The 20,956-nt window shown below is 45.6% G+C and carries 18 protein-coding genes and 7 tRNA genes; 13 read left to right on the top strand and 12 right to left on the bottom strand.

Translation table 11 applies throughout. The features are described from left to right. Positions 1-91: 91 nt before the first annotated feature. The 5 genes from ONT18_RS03100 to ONT18_RS03120 form a co-directional block, all read right to left on the bottom strand. Positions 92-1,177 (bottom strand): aldose epimerase family protein, encoded by a 1,086-nt coding sequence (locus tag ONT18_RS03100; RefSeq protein WP_006846772.1) that lies wholly within the window; start codon positions 1,175-1,177, stop codon positions 92-94. Positions 1,178-1,288: 111 nt separating this feature from the next. Beyond that, on the bottom strand, positions 1,289-2,527 hold the full coding sequence (locus ONT18_RS03105; RefSeq protein ID WP_264903972.1) for a bifunctional folylpolyglutamate synthase/dihydrofolate synthase: 1,239 nt from the start codon (positions 2,525-2,527) through the stop codon (positions 1,289-1,291). Positions 2,528-2,627: 100 nt separating this feature from the next. Then, positions 2,628-3,791, bottom strand: coding sequence for a molecular chaperone DnaJ (gene dnaJ, locus ONT18_RS03110; RefSeq protein WP_118065568.1), 1,164 nt, complete (start codon positions 3,789-3,791; stop codon positions 2,628-2,630). A gap of 84 nt (positions 3,792-3,875) precedes the next feature. Next, positions 3,876-4,496: a nucleotide exchange factor GrpE gene (locus ONT18_RS03115; RefSeq protein ID WP_119227425.1), complete on the bottom strand. Its 621-nt coding sequence runs from the start codon at positions 4,494-4,496 to the stop codon at positions 3,876-3,878. A 140-nt stretch (positions 4,497-4,636) separates the two neighbouring features. After that, positions 4,637-6,253 (bottom strand): ABC-F family ATP-binding cassette domain-containing protein, encoded by a 1,617-nt coding sequence (locus ONT18_RS03120; RefSeq protein ID WP_117726910.1) that lies wholly within the window; start codon positions 6,251-6,253, stop codon positions 4,637-4,639. 317 nt (positions 6,254-6,570) lie between these two features. Between ONT18_RS03120 and ONT18_RS03125 the strand changes: the two genes are divergently transcribed. Next, positions 6,571-7,431 (top strand): RluA family pseudouridine synthase, encoded by an 861-nt coding sequence (locus tag ONT18_RS03125; RefSeq protein WP_264906782.1) that lies wholly within the window; start codon positions 6,571-6,573, stop codon positions 7,429-7,431. Between the two features lie 49 nt (positions 7,432-7,480). Further along, positions 7,481-7,630 carry a hypothetical protein gene (locus ONT18_RS03130; RefSeq protein ID WP_006846766.1) on the top strand — a complete coding sequence of 50 codons (150 nt, stop codon included), beginning with the start codon at positions 7,481-7,483 and terminating at the stop codon, positions 7,628-7,630. Positions 7,631-7,842: 212 nt separating this feature from the next. On the opposite strand, the gene ONT18_RS03135 is transcribed toward ONT18_RS03130, so the two are convergent. From ONT18_RS03135 to ONT18_RS03155, 5 genes are all read right to left on the bottom strand, one after another. Beyond that, positions 7,843-7,915: transfer RNA gene (locus ONT18_RS03135), tRNA-Lys, on the bottom strand. 10 nt (positions 7,916-7,925) lie between these two features. After that, positions 7,926-8,002 (bottom strand) — tRNA-Arg (locus tag ONT18_RS03140). Between the two features lie 36 nt (positions 8,003-8,038). Next, a tRNA-Arg gene (locus tag ONT18_RS03145) sits at positions 8,039-8,112 on the bottom strand. A gap of 15 nt (positions 8,113-8,127) precedes the next feature. After that, positions 8,128-8,200: transfer RNA gene (locus tag ONT18_RS03150), tRNA-Lys, on the bottom strand. A gap of 93 nt (positions 8,201-8,293) precedes the next feature. Then, a complete protein-coding gene (locus ONT18_RS03155; protein WP_264903973.1) occupies positions 8,294-9,994 on the bottom strand; it encodes a glycoside hydrolase family 10 protein in 1,701 nt (566 codons plus the stop codon). Positions 9,995-10,129: 135 nt separating this feature from the next. Between ONT18_RS03155 and ONT18_RS03160 the strand changes: the two genes are divergently transcribed. From ONT18_RS03160 to ONT18_RS03210, 11 genes are all read left to right on the top strand, one after another. Then, positions 10,130-11,662: a carbon starvation CstA family protein gene (locus ONT18_RS03160; protein ID WP_264903974.1), complete on the top strand. Its 1,533-nt coding sequence runs from the start codon at positions 10,130-10,132 to the stop codon at positions 11,660-11,662. A gap of 38 nt (positions 11,663-11,700) precedes the next feature. Further along, the gene (locus ONT18_RS03165; protein WP_119229839.1) at positions 11,701-12,192 is read left to right on the top strand and encodes an outer membrane beta-barrel protein; all 492 of its coding nucleotides are present in this window, start codon (positions 11,701-11,703) and stop codon (positions 12,190-12,192) included. Positions 12,193-12,201: 9 nt separating this feature from the next. After that, the gene (gene recR, locus ONT18_RS03170; protein WP_264903975.1) at positions 12,202-12,813 is read left to right on the top strand and encodes a recombination mediator RecR; all 612 of its coding nucleotides are present in this window, start codon (positions 12,202-12,204) and stop codon (positions 12,811-12,813) included. Positions 12,814-12,827: 14 nt separating this feature from the next. Continuing rightward, a complete protein-coding gene (locus tag ONT18_RS03175; protein ID WP_144155377.1) occupies positions 12,828-13,262 on the top strand; it encodes a hypothetical protein in 435 nt (144 codons plus the stop codon). A gap of 30 nt (positions 13,263-13,292) precedes the next feature. Beyond that, the gene (locus ONT18_RS03180; RefSeq protein ID WP_264903976.1) at positions 13,293-14,405 is read left to right on the top strand and encodes a glycosyltransferase family 2 protein; all 1,113 of its coding nucleotides are present in this window, start codon (positions 13,293-13,295) and stop codon (positions 14,403-14,405) included. A gap of 58 nt (positions 14,406-14,463) precedes the next feature. After that, complete coding sequence (locus ONT18_RS03185; protein ID WP_217745917.1) at positions 14,464-14,973, top strand: GNAT family N-acetyltransferase; 510 nt, start codon at positions 14,464-14,466, stop codon at positions 14,971-14,973. 99 nt (positions 14,974-15,072) lie between these two features. Further along, a tRNA-Asp gene (locus ONT18_RS03190) sits at positions 15,073-15,146 on the top strand. Positions 15,147-15,181: 35 nt separating this feature from the next. Further along, positions 15,182-15,255: transfer RNA gene (locus tag ONT18_RS03195), tRNA-Asp, on the top strand. A 41-nt stretch (positions 15,256-15,296) separates the two neighbouring features. Beyond that, a tRNA-Asp gene (locus ONT18_RS03200) sits at positions 15,297-15,370 on the top strand. Positions 15,371-15,428: 58 nt separating this feature from the next. Then, a complete protein-coding gene (locus tag ONT18_RS03205; RefSeq protein ID WP_117726904.1) occupies positions 15,429-16,865 on the top strand; it encodes a sodium:solute symporter in 1,437 nt (478 codons plus the stop codon). Further along, positions 16,865-18,892 carry a M13 family metallopeptidase gene (locus ONT18_RS03210; protein WP_264903977.1) on the top strand — a complete coding sequence of 676 codons (2,028 nt, stop codon included), beginning with the start codon at positions 16,865-16,867 and terminating at the stop codon, positions 18,890-18,892. Before ONT18_RS03205 ends, ONT18_RS03210 begins: the two co-directional genes overlap by 1 nt. 231 nt (positions 18,893-19,123) lie before the next feature. Here ONT18_RS03210 and ONT18_RS03215 read toward each other — a convergent pair whose 3' ends face one another. Beyond that, positions 19,124-20,041 carry a DMT family transporter gene (locus ONT18_RS03215; protein WP_117726902.1) on the bottom strand — a complete coding sequence of 306 codons (918 nt, stop codon included), beginning with the start codon at positions 20,039-20,041 and terminating at the stop codon, positions 19,124-19,126. A gap of 74 nt (positions 20,042-20,115) precedes the next feature. Beyond that, entirely contained in the window at positions 20,116-20,859 is a 744-nt protein-coding gene (truA, locus tag ONT18_RS03220; protein WP_264903978.1) for a tRNA pseudouridine(38-40) synthase TruA, read from the bottom strand. Positions 20,860-20,956 lie beyond the last annotated feature (97 nt).

Consider the following 20,956-nt stretch of genomic DNA (forward strand, 5'->3'; position numbering starts at 1 on the left):
AGATTGTTGTCGCGCTGGATGAGTTTTGTCATTCAAGCGCGAAAATGGAGCAAGTGCTGTTTAGAGTACCTGCTCCATGATTTATTCTGATTTATTTGTCAATTCCAAACTTATAGATTGTCTTCTGGGTGTATGTTTCACCCGGATTTAATCTGCAACTTGGGAAATAGGTGTGATTTGGTGTGTCTGGGAACTTCTGTGCCTCGAAGCAGACTGCACTGCGACGTGGGAATGTTGCACCAAACTGTCCTGAGATACCTGCAAGGAAATTACCTGTGTACATCTGCAAACCTGGTTCTGTGGTATAAACCTCCATGGTACGGCAGCTTACAGGGTCTTTTATACGGGCAGCAAAACTCAACTCACCTTCTTCTGTCTTGTTCAATACATAGTTGTGGTCATAGCCTTGACCATTCTTGATCTGCTCGTTGTCTGCATTGATGTCCTGACCAATTGGCTTTGGTGTACGGAAATCGAATGGTGTGCCCTCAACCTTCAAAATCTCACCTGTAGGGATAGAATACTTATCAATAGGGAGATAGTAGTTTGCGTTTACCTCACAGATGATATTGTCAACTGTTGGGGTAGGATTAGCAATACCCTGGATTGAGAAGAAAGCGTGATGTGTCAGGTTGCAGATGGTTGTCTTGTTGGTTGTAGCCTGATACTTGATAACGAACTCATTGTCGTCGGTCAATGTGTAAGCTACCCAAACTGTCAACTCACCTGTGAAGCCTTCTTCACCATAAGGGCTCGTGTATTTCAACACGACAGCGCTATCACTCATGCGGGTTGCATCCCAAACTTTGGTGTGGAAACCTGTAGGTCCACCATGCAGGTGGTTGGGACCATCGTTGCATGCCAAGTGATACTCCTTGCCGTGAAGTATGAACTTGCCTTCTTTAATACGGTTGCCATAACGACCGATGAGCACACTCAAGAATGGCTCTGGTGAGTTGATGACGTCCTGTATGTTGTCATGACCCTGGATGAGGTTGGCATAGTTGCCATCCTTGTCAGGCATCATGATGGCTACGACTGCTCCACCATAGTTAGTCACTGCAACTTCGTTGCCTTGCTTGTTTCTTAACACGAAGAGATCAGTCTTCTTGCCATTCACTGTGGTCTGAAAATCTTCTCTTTTCAAACCACACTTATTTGCTGGTTCTGTATTCATAATATCTCACTTTTTTTAGTTACCTTACTTTGGTTTAAGTAATGTACTGCAAAGTAACTAAAAAAAAATGAGTATTACAAATATTTTATGAACTTTTTGATTTAAAAAATCCTAAAATGATTCTGATAGCAAATCGGCAACGACGTAACTTGATCCGCCAATAAAGATAAAATCATCTTTTTTTGCGTTTGCTCTTGCTTTGTTAAATGCCTGTGCAATAGTTTGATAGCATGTTCCGTTTAAGCCGTGCTTTTGTGCGTATCCGTATAATTTGTCTACAGGAATCGCTCTTTTGGTTGATGGCTGTGTCCAATAGAAAATCGTGCTTTCTTTTGGCAACTTTTCTAATAGTCCCATTACATGCTCTACATCTTTGTCATCAACCATTCCGAAGACAATATGTTTCGTATCAGCTTTGACGGATGCAATCTGAGGTTCCAGATACTCCCATCCGGCAAGGTTATGTCCCGTATCACAGATGGTGAGAGGGTGCTCGTTGAGTTTTTCCCATCTGCCACGTAAGCCTGTCAGCTCGCATACATGTTCGAAGCCGTTCTTTATGCTTTCATCTTTGATTTCTATTCCTTCTTCCTTCAGGCATTCTACGGCTGTGGATATGGTGCAGTAGTTCTTTTTCTGATAGTTGCCTTTCAGTTCGAAGTTCATGTCTGCGTCAGTTGTATGTGCAAAATGGATAGGAGAATTCTGCTCATGGGCTTTCTTGATGAATACAGGTTGGGTCTCTTCGTTCCATTCGCCAATAACGACAGGAATCTGTGGCTTGATGATACCCGCCTTTTCGCCTGCAATCTCGCTGAGTGTATTCCCGAGGAATTGGGTGTGGTCAAAACTGATGTTCGTGATAACGGATAGGATAGGAGTGATGATGTTGGTACTATCCAGTCTTCCTCCCAATCCAACTTCGATGACGGCAAAGTCTACCTTTTGTTCTGCAAAATACTGAAATGCCATCATGGTGGTCAGTTCAAAGAACGAAGGATGTAGCGGTTCGAAGAATTTCCGGTTGTTTTCTACAAAGTCGATTACATACTCTTCGCTTACCATTTCACCATTTACGCGAATGCGTTCTCTGAAATCTACAAGATGTGGAGATGTGAACAGGCCGACCTTATAGCCCTGGCTCTGCAGGATTGCAGCAAGGGTATGGGATGATGAACCTTTTCCGTTGGTTCCTGCAATGTGGATACATTTATATTGGTTATGAGGATGTCCGAAGTGTTCATCCATTTTATACATCGTATCAAGCCCAGGTTTGTATGCCTTGGCTCCAATCTTTTCAAAAACCGGCGTGCTGGTGAAAAGATATTCAACAGTTTCTTGATAATTCATGTTATATGTTATACCTTATTATATATACAGATTATCCCCGAAAAGAGCGAACCGTTCTTTCGAAGATAGTTCGCCCTCTTCGGGGATTGCTCTTTACTGTTTATTTTTTAAAGAGATTCTTGAAACTTTCAAAGAGAGATTTCTTCTCTGCATTATCTGCTTTGAAATTATCGCATTCCTTGAATTTCACAACAAGATCCTTTTCTTCCTTGGTCAGAGAGGTAGGGATGAAAACGGTAATATTGACGATAATATCACCACGGCCATAACCATATCCCTTAATAGCCGGCATACCTTTGCCACGCAAACGAATCTGTTTGCCAGGTTGTGTGCCAGGTTCTATTTTGATCTTCGTCTTACCATCCAAGGTAGGGACTTCTACCTCGCCACCCAAAGTGGCAGTTGCAAAATCAAGGACTAGATTATGGTATAAGTCCTGACCAACACGCTCGAAATCATCGTTCTTTTCTACGCTTACCATTACCTGTAGGTTTCCGTAGAGACCATTGTGCTTGCCTTGGTTACCCTTTCCTTCAACGGTAACAACCATATCGTTGTCGACACCTGCAGGAATATTGATTTCTACGAGTTCCTCGCCCTTCACGATTCCGTCGCCACCGCATTCCTTACATTTGTTCTTGATGATAGTTCCCTCACCGCCACACTTTGTACATGCAGCCTGAGTTTGCATCATGCCGAACATGCTGCGCACCGTTTTTAAGACATAGCCGCTTCCATGACATTCCGGACATGTTTCTGGCTGGGCACCACCTTCGCAACCAGTTCCGTGACATGCAGAGCAAGTTACATCCTTGCGGATCTTGAAGCGCTTGGTAACACCTGTTGCTGCCTCTTGGAGAGTCAGTTTTACTCTTACGCGAAGGTCGCCACCCTGGTAAACCCGCTTCTGTGAGCCGCCACCGAATCCGCCGCCACCAAAGCCGCTGAAACCGCCGTGTCCGCCAAAGATATCTCCAAACATAGAGAAGATGTCGTTCATGTCCATGCTGGCACCACCGCCAAATCCGCCGAATCCACCTTGTGGACCGTCGAAACCAAACTGGTCATACTGCTGGCGCTTCTGGGCATCATGGAGAACTTCGTAAGCTTCGGCAGCTTCCTTGAATTTCTCTTCCGCCTCTTTGTTGCCAGGGTTGCGGTCTGGATGATACTTGATGGCTATCTTTCGATACGCCTTCTTTATTTCGTCTTCTGATGCCGACTTGTCTACGCCCAGCACCTCATAATAGTCTCTCTTAGCCATTTGCTTATTTCAAATATTGAATTTTCTTACAGAATTCTAATAGAATGTTCTGGATTTTGAAAAATAATTCTTGATATTTCTTTCTTACTGACCTACAGCTACCTTGGCATGGCGAATCACCTTGTCGTTCATCGTATAACCTGTCTGGACGCAGTCAATGATCTTTCCCTTCTTGTCATCGCCCATTCCCGGAACCATAGCAATAGCCTCGTGGAAATCTACATCGAAATCCTTGTCGTTGGTTTCAATCTTCTTTACGCCAAGACCTTCGAGTGTCTTTACGAACTTGTTGAAAATCATCTGAACACCTTCCTTGATAGCCTTAGGGTCTTCGCTCTTGTCAGCGATGGCACGCTCAAAGTCGTCGAGAACAGGCAGAATAGCAGCTACGGTCTTCTCGCCGCCATTCAAAATCAGTTCTGCTTTCTCTTTGAGGGTACGCTTGCGGTAATTCTCAAACTCAGCAGTCTTATAGAGCAACTGTTTCTTGAGTTCCTCTACCTCTTGCTGTGCTTTTGTTAAAGGATCAATCTCTTCTGCCTTCTTGTCAGCAGCGTCTGTATTGTTGTCACCTTCTTCTGCCTTGTTGTCAGTATTCTGATTTTCCTCAGTATTTTCATTTTGAGTTGTCTGCTCATTATTTTCATTCTGAACAGTCTCCTGAACGTTTCCGTCCTCTATATTGATTTCTTTTTCTTTTGACATAGTCTTAAATTTTTTAAACATGATAATTCTTGTTATTGGTTGCTTGACAAAAAGTGTGCCAACCCGATTCTCATCGAATTGGCACTATTAAATTATAAGATAATTTGTGGTTGCTGTTAAACAGCAGAATAACTTTCTGTTTAGAAGCCGTACATCTTAGCCTTCTGCTCCTTGATTGCTTCATCGTAGATATACTCATCATAAGACATGAGCTTGTCGATGGTGCCTGATGGAGTGAGCTCGATGATGCGGTTTGCCACGGTGTTGATGAATTCGTGGTCGTGGCTAGAGAAGAGGATATTGCCCTTGAAACCTACCAGGTTGTTGTTGAATGCCTGAATACTCTCCAGGTCCAAGTGGTTGGTTGGTGTATCAAGAATCAGGCAGTTGGCGTTCTGCAACTGCATGCGTGCAATCATACATCTCATCTTCTCACCTCCGGAGAGGACATTTACCTTCTTCAGTACTTCTTCGCCGCTGAAGAGCATTCTTCCGAGGTAGCCCTTCATGGCAACTTCGTTACCTGGACCATACTGGCTCAACCAGTCTACCAGGTTCTTGTCGCTCTGGAAGAATTCTGTATTATCGAGTGGGAGATAAGCTGTTGTGATAGTAACACCCCACTTGTAGTCACCTGCGTCAGCCTTTCGGTTGCCGTTGATGATTTCGAAGAGTGCGGTCATCGCCTTAGGGTTGTGAGAAAGGAATACTACCTTCTCGCCCTTTTCTATGTTGAAGTTTACTTTGTCGAAGAGCACTGTTCCGTCTTCGTCGCATGCTTTCAGTCCCTCTACCTCCAGAATCTGGTTACCTGGCTCACGGTCCATCTGGAAGATGATGCCTGGGTATTTACGGCTTGATGGACGGATTTCTTCAACGTTCAGTTTCTCCAGCATCTTCTTGCGGGATGTAGTCTGCTTACTCTTGGCAACGTTAGCTGAGAATCGGCGGATGAATTCTTCCAACTGCTTCTTCTTCTCTTCTGCCTTCATCTTCTGGTTCTGAGCCTGGCGGAGAGCCAACTGAGAACTCTCGTACCAGAAAGAGTAGTTACCTGCAAACATCGTAATCTTACCGAAGTCGATATCTACGGTCTGGGTACTTACAGCATCGAGGAAGTGACGGTCGTGAGATACTACGAGTACGGTCTGTTCAATGTTGCTGAGATAGTCTTCCAACCACTCAACTGTGTCGAGGTCGAGGTCGTTGGTAGGCTCATCGAGAAGGAGGTTGTCTGGGTTGCCGAAGAGTGCCTTTGCCAGCATTACGCGCACCTTCTCTGTGTTTGAAAGTTCACCTACGAGTTTGTCGTGGCGGTCTTCCTTTACGCCGAGGTTCTGCAGAAGTTGTGCGGCATTGCTTTCTGCCTCCCAACCATTCATTTCTGCAAACTTGAGCTCCAGCTCAGCAGCGAGGTTACCATCTTCTTCTGTCATTTCTGGCTTAGCATAGAGGCGCTCGCGCTCCTTCATGTTTTCCCATAATGGCTGATGACCCATCAGAACGGTATCCATCACGCGGAAATCGTCATATTTGAAGTGGTCCTGTTCCAAGACAGAAAGTCGCTCGCCTGGCCCCATTTCTACTGTACCCTTGTTTGGTTCAAGGTCGCCGCTGATAGCGCGGAGGAAAGTAGATTTTCCAGCGCCGTTAGCACCGATGATACCATAAATATTACCATGAGTGAACTTGAGGTTTACATCCTTGTAAAGCACTCTCTTTCCGAATTGGATCGCAAGATTTTGTACTGTAATCATTATTTGTTCCTAAATATCTTTTATTCTGATTATATCTTTAATTCAGCTGCAAAATTACAAAAAAATATTTGAAACACAATGATTTATTGGCAAAAGTTACTAATTTTTAGTTAAAAACATGGTGGCTTTTTGTTATTTTGCAGAAAAGTCTTACTTTTGTAGGCTGAAACGGAGAAAATGCAGCATTGATTCTGTGTTTTTCATGTTAAGAAAATGATATCGATAACAATATGAGACAACAAAATAGAAAAGGAAATTTTAATAAGCATACCAATAATGCTTATGGCTACGGAAACCCAAATGAATATGAGCATTACATGGTAGAAAAACCTGCTCCGTTGCTCGAATGGCTGATGGAGAATGTGAAGGGACCTAGCAAGACCAAGGTGAAGCAGACTCTGCAGGGTAGGGGAATCAAGGTAAATGGCAAAACCATTACCCAGTTTGATTATGCCCTGAAGCCGGGGATGAAGGTGAGTGTGAGCAAGACAAAGAAGAATCAGGAGGTATTTAAAAGCAGGTACCTTAAGATTGTTTATGAAGACAGATATCTGATTGTTGTCGAGAAAAACATTGGTATATTGAGTATGGCTGCCGGTCATTCTACTCTGAATGTGAAAACGGTGCTTGATGATTATTTTCATAAGACTCGCCAGAACTGCCAGGCGCATGTAGTACACCGACTTGACCGTGATACTTCGGGCTTGATGATTTATGCCAAGGATAAGCAGACGGAACTGGCTTTGGAGGATGATTGGCATCATAATGTGTACGACCGCAGATATGTGGCTCTGGTTTCCGGAGAGATGGAAGAAAATGAAGGTACTGTTGCTAACTGGCTGAAAGATAACAAGGCTTATATTACTTACAGTAGTGATACGGATAATGGCGGCAAGTATGCTGTTACCCATTTCCATACATTAGAGCGTACAACGGCTCATTCTCTGGTGGAGTTCAAACTCGAAACGGGCCGTAAGAATCAGATTCGTGTTCATACGGCCGATATGGGGCATCCGGTATGTGGTGACATCAAGTATGGTAATGGTGATGATCCATGCCAGCGCTTGTGCCTGCATGCCTATGTGCTGTGTTTCTATCATCCCGTAACGCATCAGCCTATGGAATTTGAAACTCCGATACCGGCTGAATTCCGCAGGGCATTAAAGAATGATCGTTAATAGGGTGATGAATACTGATTGGTAGTTATATACTATATAATAATGTGATATGAATGATTTTGGATATTATGCGCTGGTATTGGTAGTCCTTGTTGTAGGACTGTTTGTCTTAAAAAAGGTGGCTACCTGCATGATTAAAGCAATGGTAGCTGTTGTTATGGTAGCCGTGCTGGCAGTTCTTTACTGGCTCTTCTGTTGATAGTAGAGTTGTGTAATGATGGCGGGATAAGATTTTAGATATTTTTTGATTGGTAAATTGGTTGCGGTTGTCTGGGTGTAAACTTTGGATGGCTGCAACTTTTTTATAGTGATATTTAAAGAGATATAAAGTAAAATTTAAAGGTGATATGAAATGGTATGGAGAAATTTAAAAACAAAAAAGAGCATTTCTGTTAAGAAATGCTCTTTTTGTACACCCTTAGGGATTCGAACCCTAGACCCACTGATTAAGAGTCAGTTGCTCTACCAACTGAGCTAAGGGTGCAACTATTTGTTGGTGACTCCGCAAGGATTCAAACCTTGAACCTCTTGATCCGTAGTCAAGTGCTCTATTCAGTTGAGCTACGGAGCCAAAACCATTTGTTTCAGTGAAGCTTTGATAGGAGAGTGACTCCGCAAGGATTCAAACCTTGAACCTCTTGATCCGTAGTCAAGTGCTCTATTCAGTTGAGCTACGGAGCCAATTCTTATCTTTTGTACACCCTTAGGGATTCGAACCCTAGACCCACTGATTAAGAGTCAGTTGCTCTACCAACTGAGCTAAGGGTGCAACATTTAAAAGCCTCATTTCTGAATTGCGAGTGCAAAGGTACTACTATTTTTTGATTCCACCAAATTTTTTCGCAACTTTTTTCGAAAAAAATCAATTTTTCTTCATCTTGAAGGTTCCTAACGTATGTCTATACCCCTTCTTGTTGATGCTTACCACGCGGTAGATACCCTCTTTTAAGTTTCTAACATCTAGCGTATTATCTTTTGCATGGAGGTACAGAATATCGCATCCTTGCAGGGTTTCGACCATCAGAACGTCAAAAACGAGATTTTTTGTGGTTTCTGCTAGATATACCTTCTTTCCGTCACATTCGAGTAATTTCGCAGCTCCTGTGTTTTTGGCAAAAAGTGGATTCTCTTCCTCTTTTTCTTGGGTTGGCTGGCTTTCTATGCTATATCCGTCCATTGAAGTTACGGCAACAAACAGATGTTTTGCATCAGGATTTTCTATTTTGAACGAATTTCCTATGATTCGTGCGGCAACCAGGTTGCGTGCATCGGTGATGTCAACCGGATATTTTTTGCTCGCGTATACATTATTATATATATAAGGGGTTGCTATTTTGGTGCCATCCGTATAGTTTGAAGGATTGCTCCAGGAAACTGATACCTTGTTGTCGGTGGTGATTACCGTTAATTGTTGTGGCTGTTCCGGTTGGTTCTTGCTTGCCCAAGTCATCGGCGGAACCAATGAAGGGTATGGATTGAAACGTTGGGTAAAGTCGAGGATACCCTGTTTGTTGTCCAGGAGGAACTTGTTTCTGAAGAATGCATATCCCATTCCGAGGTTTCGGATGTGATACATTTCTGCCGTCACGTCATTGATGTTCCACTTTCCTTCTTTCGGATCGAGAAAGTAGATGCCCAGTCCTGGAACCACAATCTTGCCATGGCTCTGTTCCTGCCAGTCGATGGCAAACGGATAGAAGTGTTCGTTCTTGAAATACATCATAGGGAAGAGCTCGTCCATCAGACCGCTCTTGAGCCAGCCCTGTGCATCCTGGCAGACCTTCGTGTATGCATTCCAGCCAAAGCTCCGGTATCTGCTCAGATCATCATACTTTCCTACAGGTGAGCAGCTCATTTTTACCCAAGGTTTTTCAGCCTTCACTGCATCGTGAATCTTTCTTACGATGTTGGTGATATACCGGCGTCCCTGTTCCCGGCTCACTTTGATGTTCCAGGTTTCAGGGTAACGGATGTAGTCGAGGTGAATACCGTCTACATTATATTTATGTGTAATTTCCCTGCAGATGTTTGCCAGATAATCACCTGTCCGACTGTTTTCCGGATCCATGTATCCGTCGGCTCCAATCTTTTTGATGAGTTTCGGCATCTTCTGTCGGAGAGTTTTGCAGCCGAGTGCGTTCCATTTTCCTACAGGGATGGTTACCACCCAGGCATGCAGTTCCATACCGCGCTTATGGCATTCGTCGATGGCAAACTGTAGGGCATCATAGCCCGGACTTCTGCCCGGAAATCCTGACAGACATCCATCCCAAGGTTCGTATGCCGACGGATAAATCATGGTACCTCTTACGCGGGTCTGTATCAGTACGGTGTTGATTTTAGCCTGCTGTAACCGGTCCAGTATATCCGTCAGTTCCTTTTTCTGCTTTTCGGCAGAATAAGAAGACTGGGCATAAGAGTGTGGCCAGTCGATGCCTCCTATGGTTGTCAGCCATACAGCTCTTACTTCATGTTTCGGCACCTGGTTATTGAACACAATACTCTGGGCTTTAGCGGCCAAAACAGAGCATAAAACGATAAAAAATATCTTAAATCTCTTCATAATCTTACAATTTGGCAACAAAGATACCAATATTTTTTTTTATTTCAAATAAAAATATTACTTTTGCGGTTGAAATATTAAAATAAAGTGCATTTTGCACCGAAAAGAGAGAAAATTTAAAGCAATAAAAGAAAAATGGTCAGTTTCGTTATTAGTTTGGTCGCCCTTGTATTGGGTTACCTTCTTTATGGAAAGTTTGTGGCGCATGTGTTCGGTCCTGATGACCGCCCTACGCCTGCAGTGACCAAAGCCGATGGGGTCGACTTTATGGTACTGCCTAGTTGGAAGATCTTCATGATTCAGTTCCTCAACATTGCAGGAACGGGTCCTATCTTCGGTGCCATTATGGGTGCCTGGTACGGACCGGTGGCTTATCTGTGGATTATCTTCGGGTGTATCTTCGCAGGAGCCATGCATGATTACATGAGCGGTATGCTCAGTATCCGTAACGGTGGAGCTGGTTTGCCGGAATTGGTAGGTAAGTATTTGGGTGGACGCACCAAGAAAGTGATGTTGGTCTTTTCGGTACTTTTGCTGATGATGGTGGGAGCTGTGTTTGTATACAGTCCGGCTATCATTATGAGTGGCATTTGTAATACGGATGCATTCTGGGGCAGCCAGATGTTTTGGATTGTGGTGATTTTCGTTTATTACGTCATTGCTACATTACTGCCTATCGATAAGATTATCGGTAAGATTTATCCGCTCTTTGCCTTCTCGCTTCTCTTTATGGCGGGTGCTCTGATGATAGGTCTCTTTGTGAAGTGGCCTTCATTGCCTGAACTTTGGAGCAATTTGCAGAGTTGCAATCTCAATGAGAATCCGGCTTGGTTGGGAACGGAGTCTTTTGTACAGAAGAGTCCGATTTTCCCTTGCCTCTTTATCACGATAGCCTGTGGTGCCATCAGTGGTTTCCATGCTACGCAGAGTCCGCTCATGGCCCGATGCATGAAGAATGAGAAGATGGGTCGCCCTATTTTCTATGGAGCCATGATAACAGAAGGTGTTGTTGCCTTGATATGGGCTACGGTTTCCATGTATTTCTTCTACTATGGTGGATGGCGTGAATGCGTAAGTCCTGAGGCCGCTCAGCAGTTTATCGCTCAGTTTGATGGCGGCAAGTCGCTTATACAGAATTTCGATGCGCCTACCGTTGTGAAAATTGTATGTTCCAGCTGGTTGGGTGTGGCTGGTGGAATCCTGGCTCTGTTGGGTGTTGTCGCAGCGCCTATTACCAGTGGCGATACGGCTTTGAGAAGTGCCCGTCTGATTATCGCCGAGTTTATCGGTTTGGAGCAGCGCTCTATGCGCAAGCGTCTTTATATCTGCGTTCCGTTGTTTGCTCTTACGGTGGGCATTCTGGTTTGGCAGATGGAGAATCCTGATGGTTTCAATATCATCTGGCAGTATTTCGGCTGGGCTAACCAGACGCTTTCTGTGTTCACTCTCTGGACATTGACGGTTTATCTGGTACAGCAGAAGAAGCCTTTTGTGATGACGCTGGTTCCTGCCTTGTTTATGACCGTGATATGTTCAACCTTCCTGCTCATTTCGCCAACAGCTTTGGCTTTGGGTGAGAGCCTGGCTTATACGGGCAGTGTCATCATTCTGGTGATAGCCTTGGTATGGTTCCTGGGTTGGTATCGCAGTTATCAGAAGAAACAATAGATTTATATATAAGTATTAATCAATATACGTAAATTTATATGATACGAATGAAAAAATTAGCTATTGCAGCATTGGCACTTGTCGTTTCGACAGCTGCCCATGCTCAGTTTGAAAGTGGAAAACAGTATATAGGTGCGTCGATGACGGGCTTAAACTTGAGTTATAATGGCTCTCAGGACCTCAATCTCGGTATTCAGGCTAAGGCTGGATACTTCGTAGAAGACGATTGGATGCTGTTGGGGCAGGTAGAATATAATCATTCTGGTCTTGAAGGCGTGAAGGATTATTTCTCTGTCGGTGCCCAGGCTCGTTATTATATCGAGCAGAATGGTCTGTATCTGGGTGGCGGCGTAAAGTTGGCTCATTCCGGAGGTTATAATGATTTCATGCCAGGGGTAGAGGTAGGTTATGCTTTCTTCCTCGGCAAGTCGGTTACCCTCGAGCCAGCTATCTACTACGATCAGAGTTTCAAGAAGCATGTAGATTATTCTACTGTAGGTTTGAAACTGGGTATTGGTATTTATCTCTAAACTGCTAAGATGCAACAACAGTTTTCTTCGACTTTGTTGGAAAAGGCAGTGGCGGAGTTTTCTAAATTGCCAGGTATAGGGCGCAAAACAGCTTTGCGCCTTGTACTTTTTATGCTCAAGCGTAAGAGTGAGGATGTGGAACTCTTTGCTGATACCATTTCCAGGATGCGGCGTGAAGTGAAATACTGCAGGGTTTGTCATAATATCAGTGATACTGATGTCTGTCCGATCTGTTCTGATTCCCGGCGCGATGCTTCTACCATCTGTGTCGTCGAGAATGTGCAGGATGTACTGGCGATAGAAAACACGCAGCAGTTTCACGGACTCTATCATGTCTTGGGCGGCATCATTTCGCCGATGGATGGTATCGGTCCTTCGGATATAGAGATAGAATCGCTGGTTCAGCGTGTGGTTGAAGGTGGGGTGAAGGAGGTGATTTTTGCTCTCAGCAGTACGATGGAGGGTGATACTACCAACTTCTATATCTCCCGTAAACTTGCTGATTATCCTGTTAAACTCTCTGTTATCGCCCGTGGTATCTCGGTGGGTGATGAATTGGAGTATACAGATGAGGTGACTCTCGGAAGGAGTATTCTGAACAGAACTCCATTTGGACAATAACAAAAGACAACAAAATGAAAATCAAACAAGTACAACGAATATTGATGACCAATTTCCTCTTTGTCCTGTTGGTAGGATTCCTGCTGGTCTTGCTCTATGAGACAGAAATTCTGGAACCTACTAATCTGGCAGGGGATGTCACGTTGGTCTATGTGATTACCGTAGCGATGGAGTTTCTTACCATTGCCGTTATTCCTTTGGCGCTCAAACTCTTCAGTTTCAAGGCTATTCACCGTCAGTTGGTAACCCGTAAGGGAGATGCACTTCTTCCTCTGGGCACTGCCCGTTTGAATATGCTCTGCTTGCCAATGCTGATCAATACGTTTATGTATTATCAGACGATGGCGCCTGCTTTTGGATATATGGCTATCATCCTTTTTCTCTGTCTCTTCTTTGTTTATCCTTCTGTCGGAAGATGTGAGGACGAAACAACAGAGGCGGAAGGTTAAACTCTCAGTATCTAATATTTGCTATTCGATATGAAACTCAGTGTTGTCATAGTAAGCTATAATGTAAAGTACTATCTTGCCCAGTGTCTGCGTTCGGTAGAGAAAGCTATCGGCGTGTTGGAGTGTGGGCAGCAGGGTGATGCAAGTGGCGATACGGCAGAGATTATCGTGGTTGATAATCATTCTCAGGATGGGACGGTGGAATATCTCGAACAGTGTTTCCCGGCTTCCCGATATCCTAATCTCCATGTTGTAGCCTGTACGCATAATAACGGATTTGCCCGTGCCAACAATCTTGCTATCCGCAAGAGCGAGAGTGATCTGGTTCTTTTGCTGAATCCTGATACCATTATCGGCGAGCATGTTCTCAAGGATGCTGTCAGTTTTATGCGTTCTCATCCTGATGCCGGTGCACTGGGTGTAAGGATGTTGGGAGCCAATGGCAAACCAGCTCCTGAGAGTAGGAGAGGATTGCCTTCTCCGATGGTGGCTTTCTATAAGATGATGGGGTTGTGCAGCCGGTTTCCTCAGCATCGCAGTTTCGGTCATTATTACATGGGTTATCTTCCGTGGGATAAGCCGGCAAAGATAGAGGTTGTGAGCGGTGCTTTCTGTATGATTCGTCGTGAAGCCTTGCAGAAGGTGGGGTTGCTGGATGAGGATTTCTTCATGTATGGCGAGGATATTGATCTTTCTTACCGTATCTTGAAGGGAGGTTATCAGAACTATTATCTGCCTGTAGATATCCTTCATTACAAAGGTGAAAGTACTCAGAAGTCGAGCTTCCGCTATGTTCATGTGTTTTACGAGGCGATGCTTATCTTCTTCCGTAAACATTATTCGGGTATGTCGCATCTCTTGAGTATTCCTATCAAATTTGCCATCTATGCCCGTGCCTCTGTAGCCTTTACGCAGATGATGACTGCGAGAATCAGAAAAAGTCTGGGATTCTTTTCTCCTTCTCATGTCGACCTGTCAAACCAGGTGTTGTTTGATGCTGACGAGATGAGCTATGAAGAGATGCTGCATCAGCTTGCGCAGCGGTCTGACGAGAATATCAAACTGGCTACCTATACGAAGGACATCGGTAAGGTGATTACGGATAGGGAGGTGATGGATAAGGATGAATTTGGTTATTTATAAGGATAGATTTATTTCTATATTATAAGGTACGCGCGTACATTATTAATAAGTGTAGTTTATGAAAGAACCGAATATTCGATTACGTGCTTTAGAGTTGGAAGATCTTGATTTTCTCTACCAGATAGAGAATGATGATCGGCTTTGGGAACTGGGTGTTTCCAATGTTCCATATTCGCGCCGGGTGCTGCTCGACTATATCTCCAGTGCTTCGGCAGATATTTATGTAGACAATCAGGTGCGCCTGATAGTAGAGAATGAGCAGAATGAGCAGGTGGGCATCCTGGATCTTACAGATTTTGATCCCCGTCATCACCGTGCCGAACTCGGAATTGTCATCAAAAAGGAGTTTCAGGGGCAGGGTTACGCGAAGGCTTCTGTGTCACGCTTGTTGCAATATGCTCGGAATGTACTTCATCTTCAGCAGATTTATGCTATTGTAGGTATCAGAAACCAAAAAGCGGCTAAAATGCTGCAATCTGTTGGATTTGAGGGGAATAATGTCCTGAAACAATGGCTTTGTGGCCCAGTTGGATATGAGGATGCGATGTTTTTTCAATATTTTCTGTAAAAAAGTTGCATAAAAATTTGGTAGAACCAAAAAAAAGTAGTACCTTTGCACTCGCAAATGAAAAATGAGCGCTAAGCCATTCAATTTGATTTCATGATTGGTGCGTTAGTTCAGTTGGTTAGAATGCCTGCCTGTCACGCAGGAGGTCACGAGTTCGAGTCTCGTACGCACCGCTCAAAATCATCTTGCAGGTTTGCCAAAATAGTTTGGTGCGTTAGTTCAGTTGGTTAGAATGCCTGCCTGTCACGCAGGAGGTCACGAGTTCGAGTCTCGTACGCACCGCTAATTTCATTTGAACATTTCGACTCCTCCATAATAATAATGGTGCGTTAGTTCAGTTGGTTAGAATGCCTGCCTGTCACGCAGGAGGTCACGAGTTCGAGTCTCGTACGCACCGCAGAAACCTTCGAGAGTGATCTCGGAGGTTTTTTGTTTTTATATAATTCTAAGAGAATATGGCTATCGTTATCACAGTTCTGGCATACTTCTGTGTGCTGCTGCTCTTCAGTCATCTTACTGCCCGTAAAATGGCAAGTAATGAAACTTTCTATCGTGCCAACCGCCGTTCGCCTTGGTATATGGTTGCTTTCGGTATGGTGGGTGCTTCCATTTCGGGCATCACCTTTGTCAGTGTGCCTGGCATGGTGATGAGAACGGATATGACCTACCTTCAGATGTGCATCGGTTTCATCCTGGGTTATTTCCTGGTTGCCTTTCTTTTGCTTCCTATCTATTACCGCTATAATCTCACTACGATTTACGGTTATCTGCAGCAGCGGTTGGGGGAACGTTCGTATAAGACTGGAGCTTCGTTCTTCCTCTTGTCCAAGATGACGGGTGCGGCGGTCCGTTTCTTTGTCGTCTGTATCCTCTTGCAGCGTTTCGTGCTCGATGGGATTGGTGTTCCGTTCTGGGTCACGGTTCCTGTCATGGTACTGCTTATCTGGCTTTATACGCGCAAGGGTGGCATCAAGACGCTGGTGTGGACGGATACCTTTCAGACGCTCTGTATGTTTGCTGCGCTCATCCTCATTATCTGTCAGGTGATGTCGGCGTTGGGCATGACTCCTTCCGAAGCGATCACTGCGATTGCTCACGACAGTCATTCCCGTATTTTTGTCTTTGATGACTGGATGTCGAAACAGAATTTCTGGAAACAGTTCCTCAGCGGTGTCTTTGTAGTGATTGTGATGACTGGTCTTGATCAGGACATGATGCAGAAGAATCTTACCTGCAAGTCGCTCCGTGAGGCCCAGAAGGATGTTTGCAGCTATGGTTTTGCCTTTGTGCCTGCCAATCTGCTTTTCCTGAGTCTGGGTGTGTTGCTGGTGATGCTGGCTCAGAAACAGGGAGTGGCTTTGCCTGATGCTCCTGATGATCTGTTGCCGATGTTTGCGGCTTCGGGGGCGATGGGAAACCTGGTGGTGGTCTTGTTCACCATCGGTATCGTGGCGGCGAGCTTTTCGAGTGCCGATTCAGCTTTGACCGCTATTACTACGAGTCTCTGTGTGGATATATTGGGCAGGAAAGAGGATATGAAGCTCCGCAAGCGCATGCATCTGCTGGTAGCTTTCGTCTTCATGCTCTTCATCATTGCTTTCAAGGCGATTAATTCTACGAGCGTGATAGATGCCATCTACATCCTCTGCTCTTATACTTACGGTCCGCTGTTGGGTTTGTTTGCCTTCAGTCTGCTCACCAAGCGTCAGGTAAACGACCGCTGGTCGCCATGGGTCTGCATCGCCAGTCCGCTCATCTGCTTCGCCATCGATACCCTTACCTCGCAGTATGTGGGCTATAAGTTCGGCTATGAGCTTCTGATGCTGAATGGCGCCCTGACCTTTGCAGGTCTCGCCCTTATAAAAAAAGAAACAGTTAAATACAAACAATAATGAGAACAAAAGTATTATTCGCAGCATTGTTGCTCAGTGCAACAACTGCTTTTGCCCAGCAGGAGAAGTTGGGCTCCGGTATTGACAAGACCAACATGGACTTGACCATCAAGCCGGGTAATGATTTCTATCGCTATGCCGCAGGCAACTGGATGAAGAATCATCCACTCGATGCCGAGCATACCGACAATGGTGCTTTCACCGACCTCTTTGAGCAGAACCAGAAGCGCATCCAGGACATCATCCTTGAATATGCTTCCAAGCCACAGCAGAAGGGGTCACTCGGACAGAAGATCGGTTCGCTCTACAACCTCCGTATGGACAGCGTTCGCCTGAACAAGGAGGGATGGGCACCTATCAAGCCAACTCTCGACCGCATTGCAGCCATCAAGGACCGCAGAGAGTATCAGCTCGTTACCGCTCAGCTCGATTTCCGTGGCGAGGGTACCATGATGTATGGCATCGGTGTGGGCGCCGACCTTCGTGATGCCGCCAACAACCTCGTTGAGGTAGACCAGAGCGGTCTTGGTCTTGGTGTACGCGATTACTATGTAAACGATGACGAGCAGACCAAGAAGATTCGTGATGCATACAAGGCTTATATGAAGAAGCTCTTCCAGATGGTAGGCAACGACGAGGTTACCGCCCAGAAGAAGATGGAGGCTGTGATGGCTATCGAGACCCGCATCGCTAAGGCAAGCTATAGCCAGGTACAGCTCCGCGACATCGACAAGAACTATCACAAGATGACCTACAACCAGCTCGTGCTCGATTATCCTGGCATCGACTGGGGCAATGTGTTCCTGGCATCCGGTTTCCCTGCTTTCAAGGAAATTTGCGTGGGTCAGCCTGAACCAATCCACGAGGTTGAGAAGATTCTCGCAGAGACCTCTCTGGATGATCTGAAGACATACGCAGAGATCAAGGTGATTTCTGGTGCAACCAGCGTATTGAGCGATGATTTCCGTGCCGTATCCTTTGAGTTGAGCAAGGTAATGAGCGGTGTTCAGCAGGACCGTCCTCGCTGGAAGCGTGCCGTAAGTACCGTGAGCGGTGTGTTGGGCGAGGCTATCGGAAAGATTTACGTAGAGAAGTACTTCCCGGAGAGCAGCAAGAAGCGTATGCTCGAACTGGTTCACAATCTCCAGACTGCGCTTTCACAGCGCATCGACGAGGCTACATGGATGAGTGCTGCTACTAAGGCACAGGCTAAGGATAAGCTGGAGAACTTTATCATCAAGATTGGCTATCCTGACAAGTGGAAGGACTATAGCGGATTGCAGGTAGATGACAGCCTTTCTCTCTACGAGAATATGGCAAATATCTCTGAGTTCTTTACCAAGGATGAAATCGCCCGCAAGGTGAACAAGCCGGTAGATAAAACAGAGTGGGGAATGACTCCTCAGACTATCAATGCTTATTATAACCCAACTACCAACGAGATCTGCTTCCCTGCAGCTATTCTCCAGCCTCCATTCTTCGACCCAACAGCCGATGATGCGATGAACTATGGTGGTATCGGTGCTGTAATCGGTCATGAGATGAGTCATGGCTTTGACGATCAGGGCAGCCAGTTTGACAAGACCGGAAACCAGAACAACTGGTGGACTGCTGCTGACAAGAAGAACTTCGAGTCTCGCACCAAGATTCTGGTTGACCATTTCAACCAGATTGAGTTGGCTGGCAAGAAGGTAAACGGCCAGATGACCCTGGGTGAGAACATCGGTGACAATGGTGGTTTGAACATCGCTTTCCGTGCACTTCAGAATGTGATGAAGACAGAGAAGTTGGGTGTGAAGGATGAATTTACTCCAGAACAGCGCTTCTTCCTGGCATGGGCACGTGTATGGGCAGGCAATGCCCGTCCTGAATACCTGCAGTACTTGATGACCGTGGATGTTCACTCACCAAACGAGGCTCGTGTAAACGGTGCCCTCCCAATGGTGGATTCATGGTATAAGGCATTCGACATCAAGAAGGGCGACAAGCTCTTTGTTCCTAAGAACAAGCGTGCACATATCTGGTAAAAACATGTGGGGTAAGGCATCCCCACACGCCCTGAAAGGGCAAAAGCTCCTAGCCCAGGGCAGCGCCCTGGGTTAGATCCAGCAACAACAAAGTCGCCCTGAAAGGGCAAAAGCTTTCTATTTCAAAGCTTTTGCCCTTTCAGGGCGACTTTCTATATATATACCTTATACCCAGGGTGTTGCCCTGGGCTAGGAGCTTCTGCCCTTTCAGGGCGTGCTGGCATAGAATTTTTACTTCGTTCCGAAATAGAGGAAGAGCATTCCGAGTAATACCAGGAGCAGATCAATGAACTTCGCCTTGAGATTCTTCTCATGGAAGATGGCTGCACCGAAGAGGAAGCTGACGATAACCGAACCGCGGCGAATCATGCTCACGATACTGATCATGGCGCCAGGCAGACTCAGAGCGTAGAAATAAACGAAGTCGGCTGCCGAAAGGAAGATACTGATGAAGATGATACTCCAGTGCCAGTGGAATGGGGTAGAATTCTTCTTGGTAGGCCACCATATCATCAGCAGCATGGCTCCCATGAGGAAACACTGGTAGATGTTGTACCAGCTCTGCACAATCATTCTGTCTAATCCTACACCACCATTCTCTGGCGGAGCCATCAGATACTTGTCGTAGAGACCGCTTATTGCACCGAGAACGGCAGCCAGCACGATGAAGTAAATCCATTTGTTGTGCTTGAAGTCGATACCCTCTTTCTTGCCGCTGCGCGAAAGCATGGCGAAGGAGATGATGGCAAGGATGACACCAATCCACTGATACAGATTCAGTACCTCGCCATAAACCAGCAGGGCACCTACGAGTGTCATTACCGGTCGGGTGGCGTTGATAGGTCCCACGATGGTAAGCGGCAGGTGTTTCATGCCGAAATAACCGAAGATCCAGCTGCTCAATACGATGAAACTCTTGAGCACGATGTACTTGTGAACTTCCCATCCGCCTTCTGCTACATGAAACATCGTTCCATCCAGCGAATTTCCTGTATAGCTCATCACGATGAACGGCAGGAAGATGAGCGATGAGAAGAGCGTGTTCAGAAAGAGCACGGGAATCACTGCGTTACCTGAAAGCGCCTTCTTCTTGAAGGCATCATAAAATCCCAGCAGCGCTGCTGAGAGAAATGCTAATACTAACCACATTTTTATGAATGTTAAATGTTGAATGTTGAATGTTGAATGTTGAATGAGGCTCGCGCCCTTGTGTTTCTAATCATTTAATCTTTGAAATCATACCCCACGTCTTCCAGGAACAATGCGTTACCCGGCATGCTTTCGCCTGCATCGCTGCGGCTTCCGTTGTGCAGGATATCGAGAAACTGTTCCATCGTAATCTTTTCTCTGCCTACATCGATGAGTGTACCCACTACGGCTCTCACCATGTTTCTCAGGAAACGGTTGGCGGTAATCTCAAAATACCAGGTGGTAGGAGAGGTCTGTATCCATCGGGCGGCTGTCACGTGGCAGATGGTGGTCTTGTTGTCGCCACCAGCCTTGCAGAACGCCGCATAGTCTTCGTGATGCAGAAAATGCTGAGCCGCCTCGTTCATCTTCTCGAAATTCAGGGTATAGTTCATCTGCAGTGAATAATGGCGCTCAAACGGATCCTTCCGCGTATGTATATAATAATGGTATGTGCGCGAGATGGCAGAGAAACGGGCATGCATCTCTGGGGCTACCTCCCTTACTTCGTATACGGCGATGTCGCGGGGCAGGATGCGGTTCAGACGGTATACCAGCTGGTCGGGTTCCATCGGAATCCTGTCGGTATCGAAGTGGGCTGCCATGTGTCGGGCATGTACGCCGGTATCGGTCCTTCCTGCTCCCACCACCTCCATTTCCTTTCTCAGAAGTATGGAGAGGGCGCGCTGCAACTCCTGCTGCACCGAATTGGCATTGGGCTGAATCTGCCAGCCGTGGTAGTTGGTGCCGTCGTAACCGAAGAATATGAAATATCTCATGATGATTTTTGAACTTTTTTGTTTTTTGCTATGAACTTTGAGCTTTGATTTGTTCTACGTTCTTTGCTTAATTCGGGTGCAAAGTTACTAAAAAAAC

Origin of the sequence: Segatella copri (genome assembly GCF_026015295.1) — a bacterium.
Taxonomy (GTDB): domain Bacteria; phylum Bacteroidota; class Bacteroidia; order Bacteroidales; family Bacteroidaceae; genus Prevotella; species Prevotella copri_C.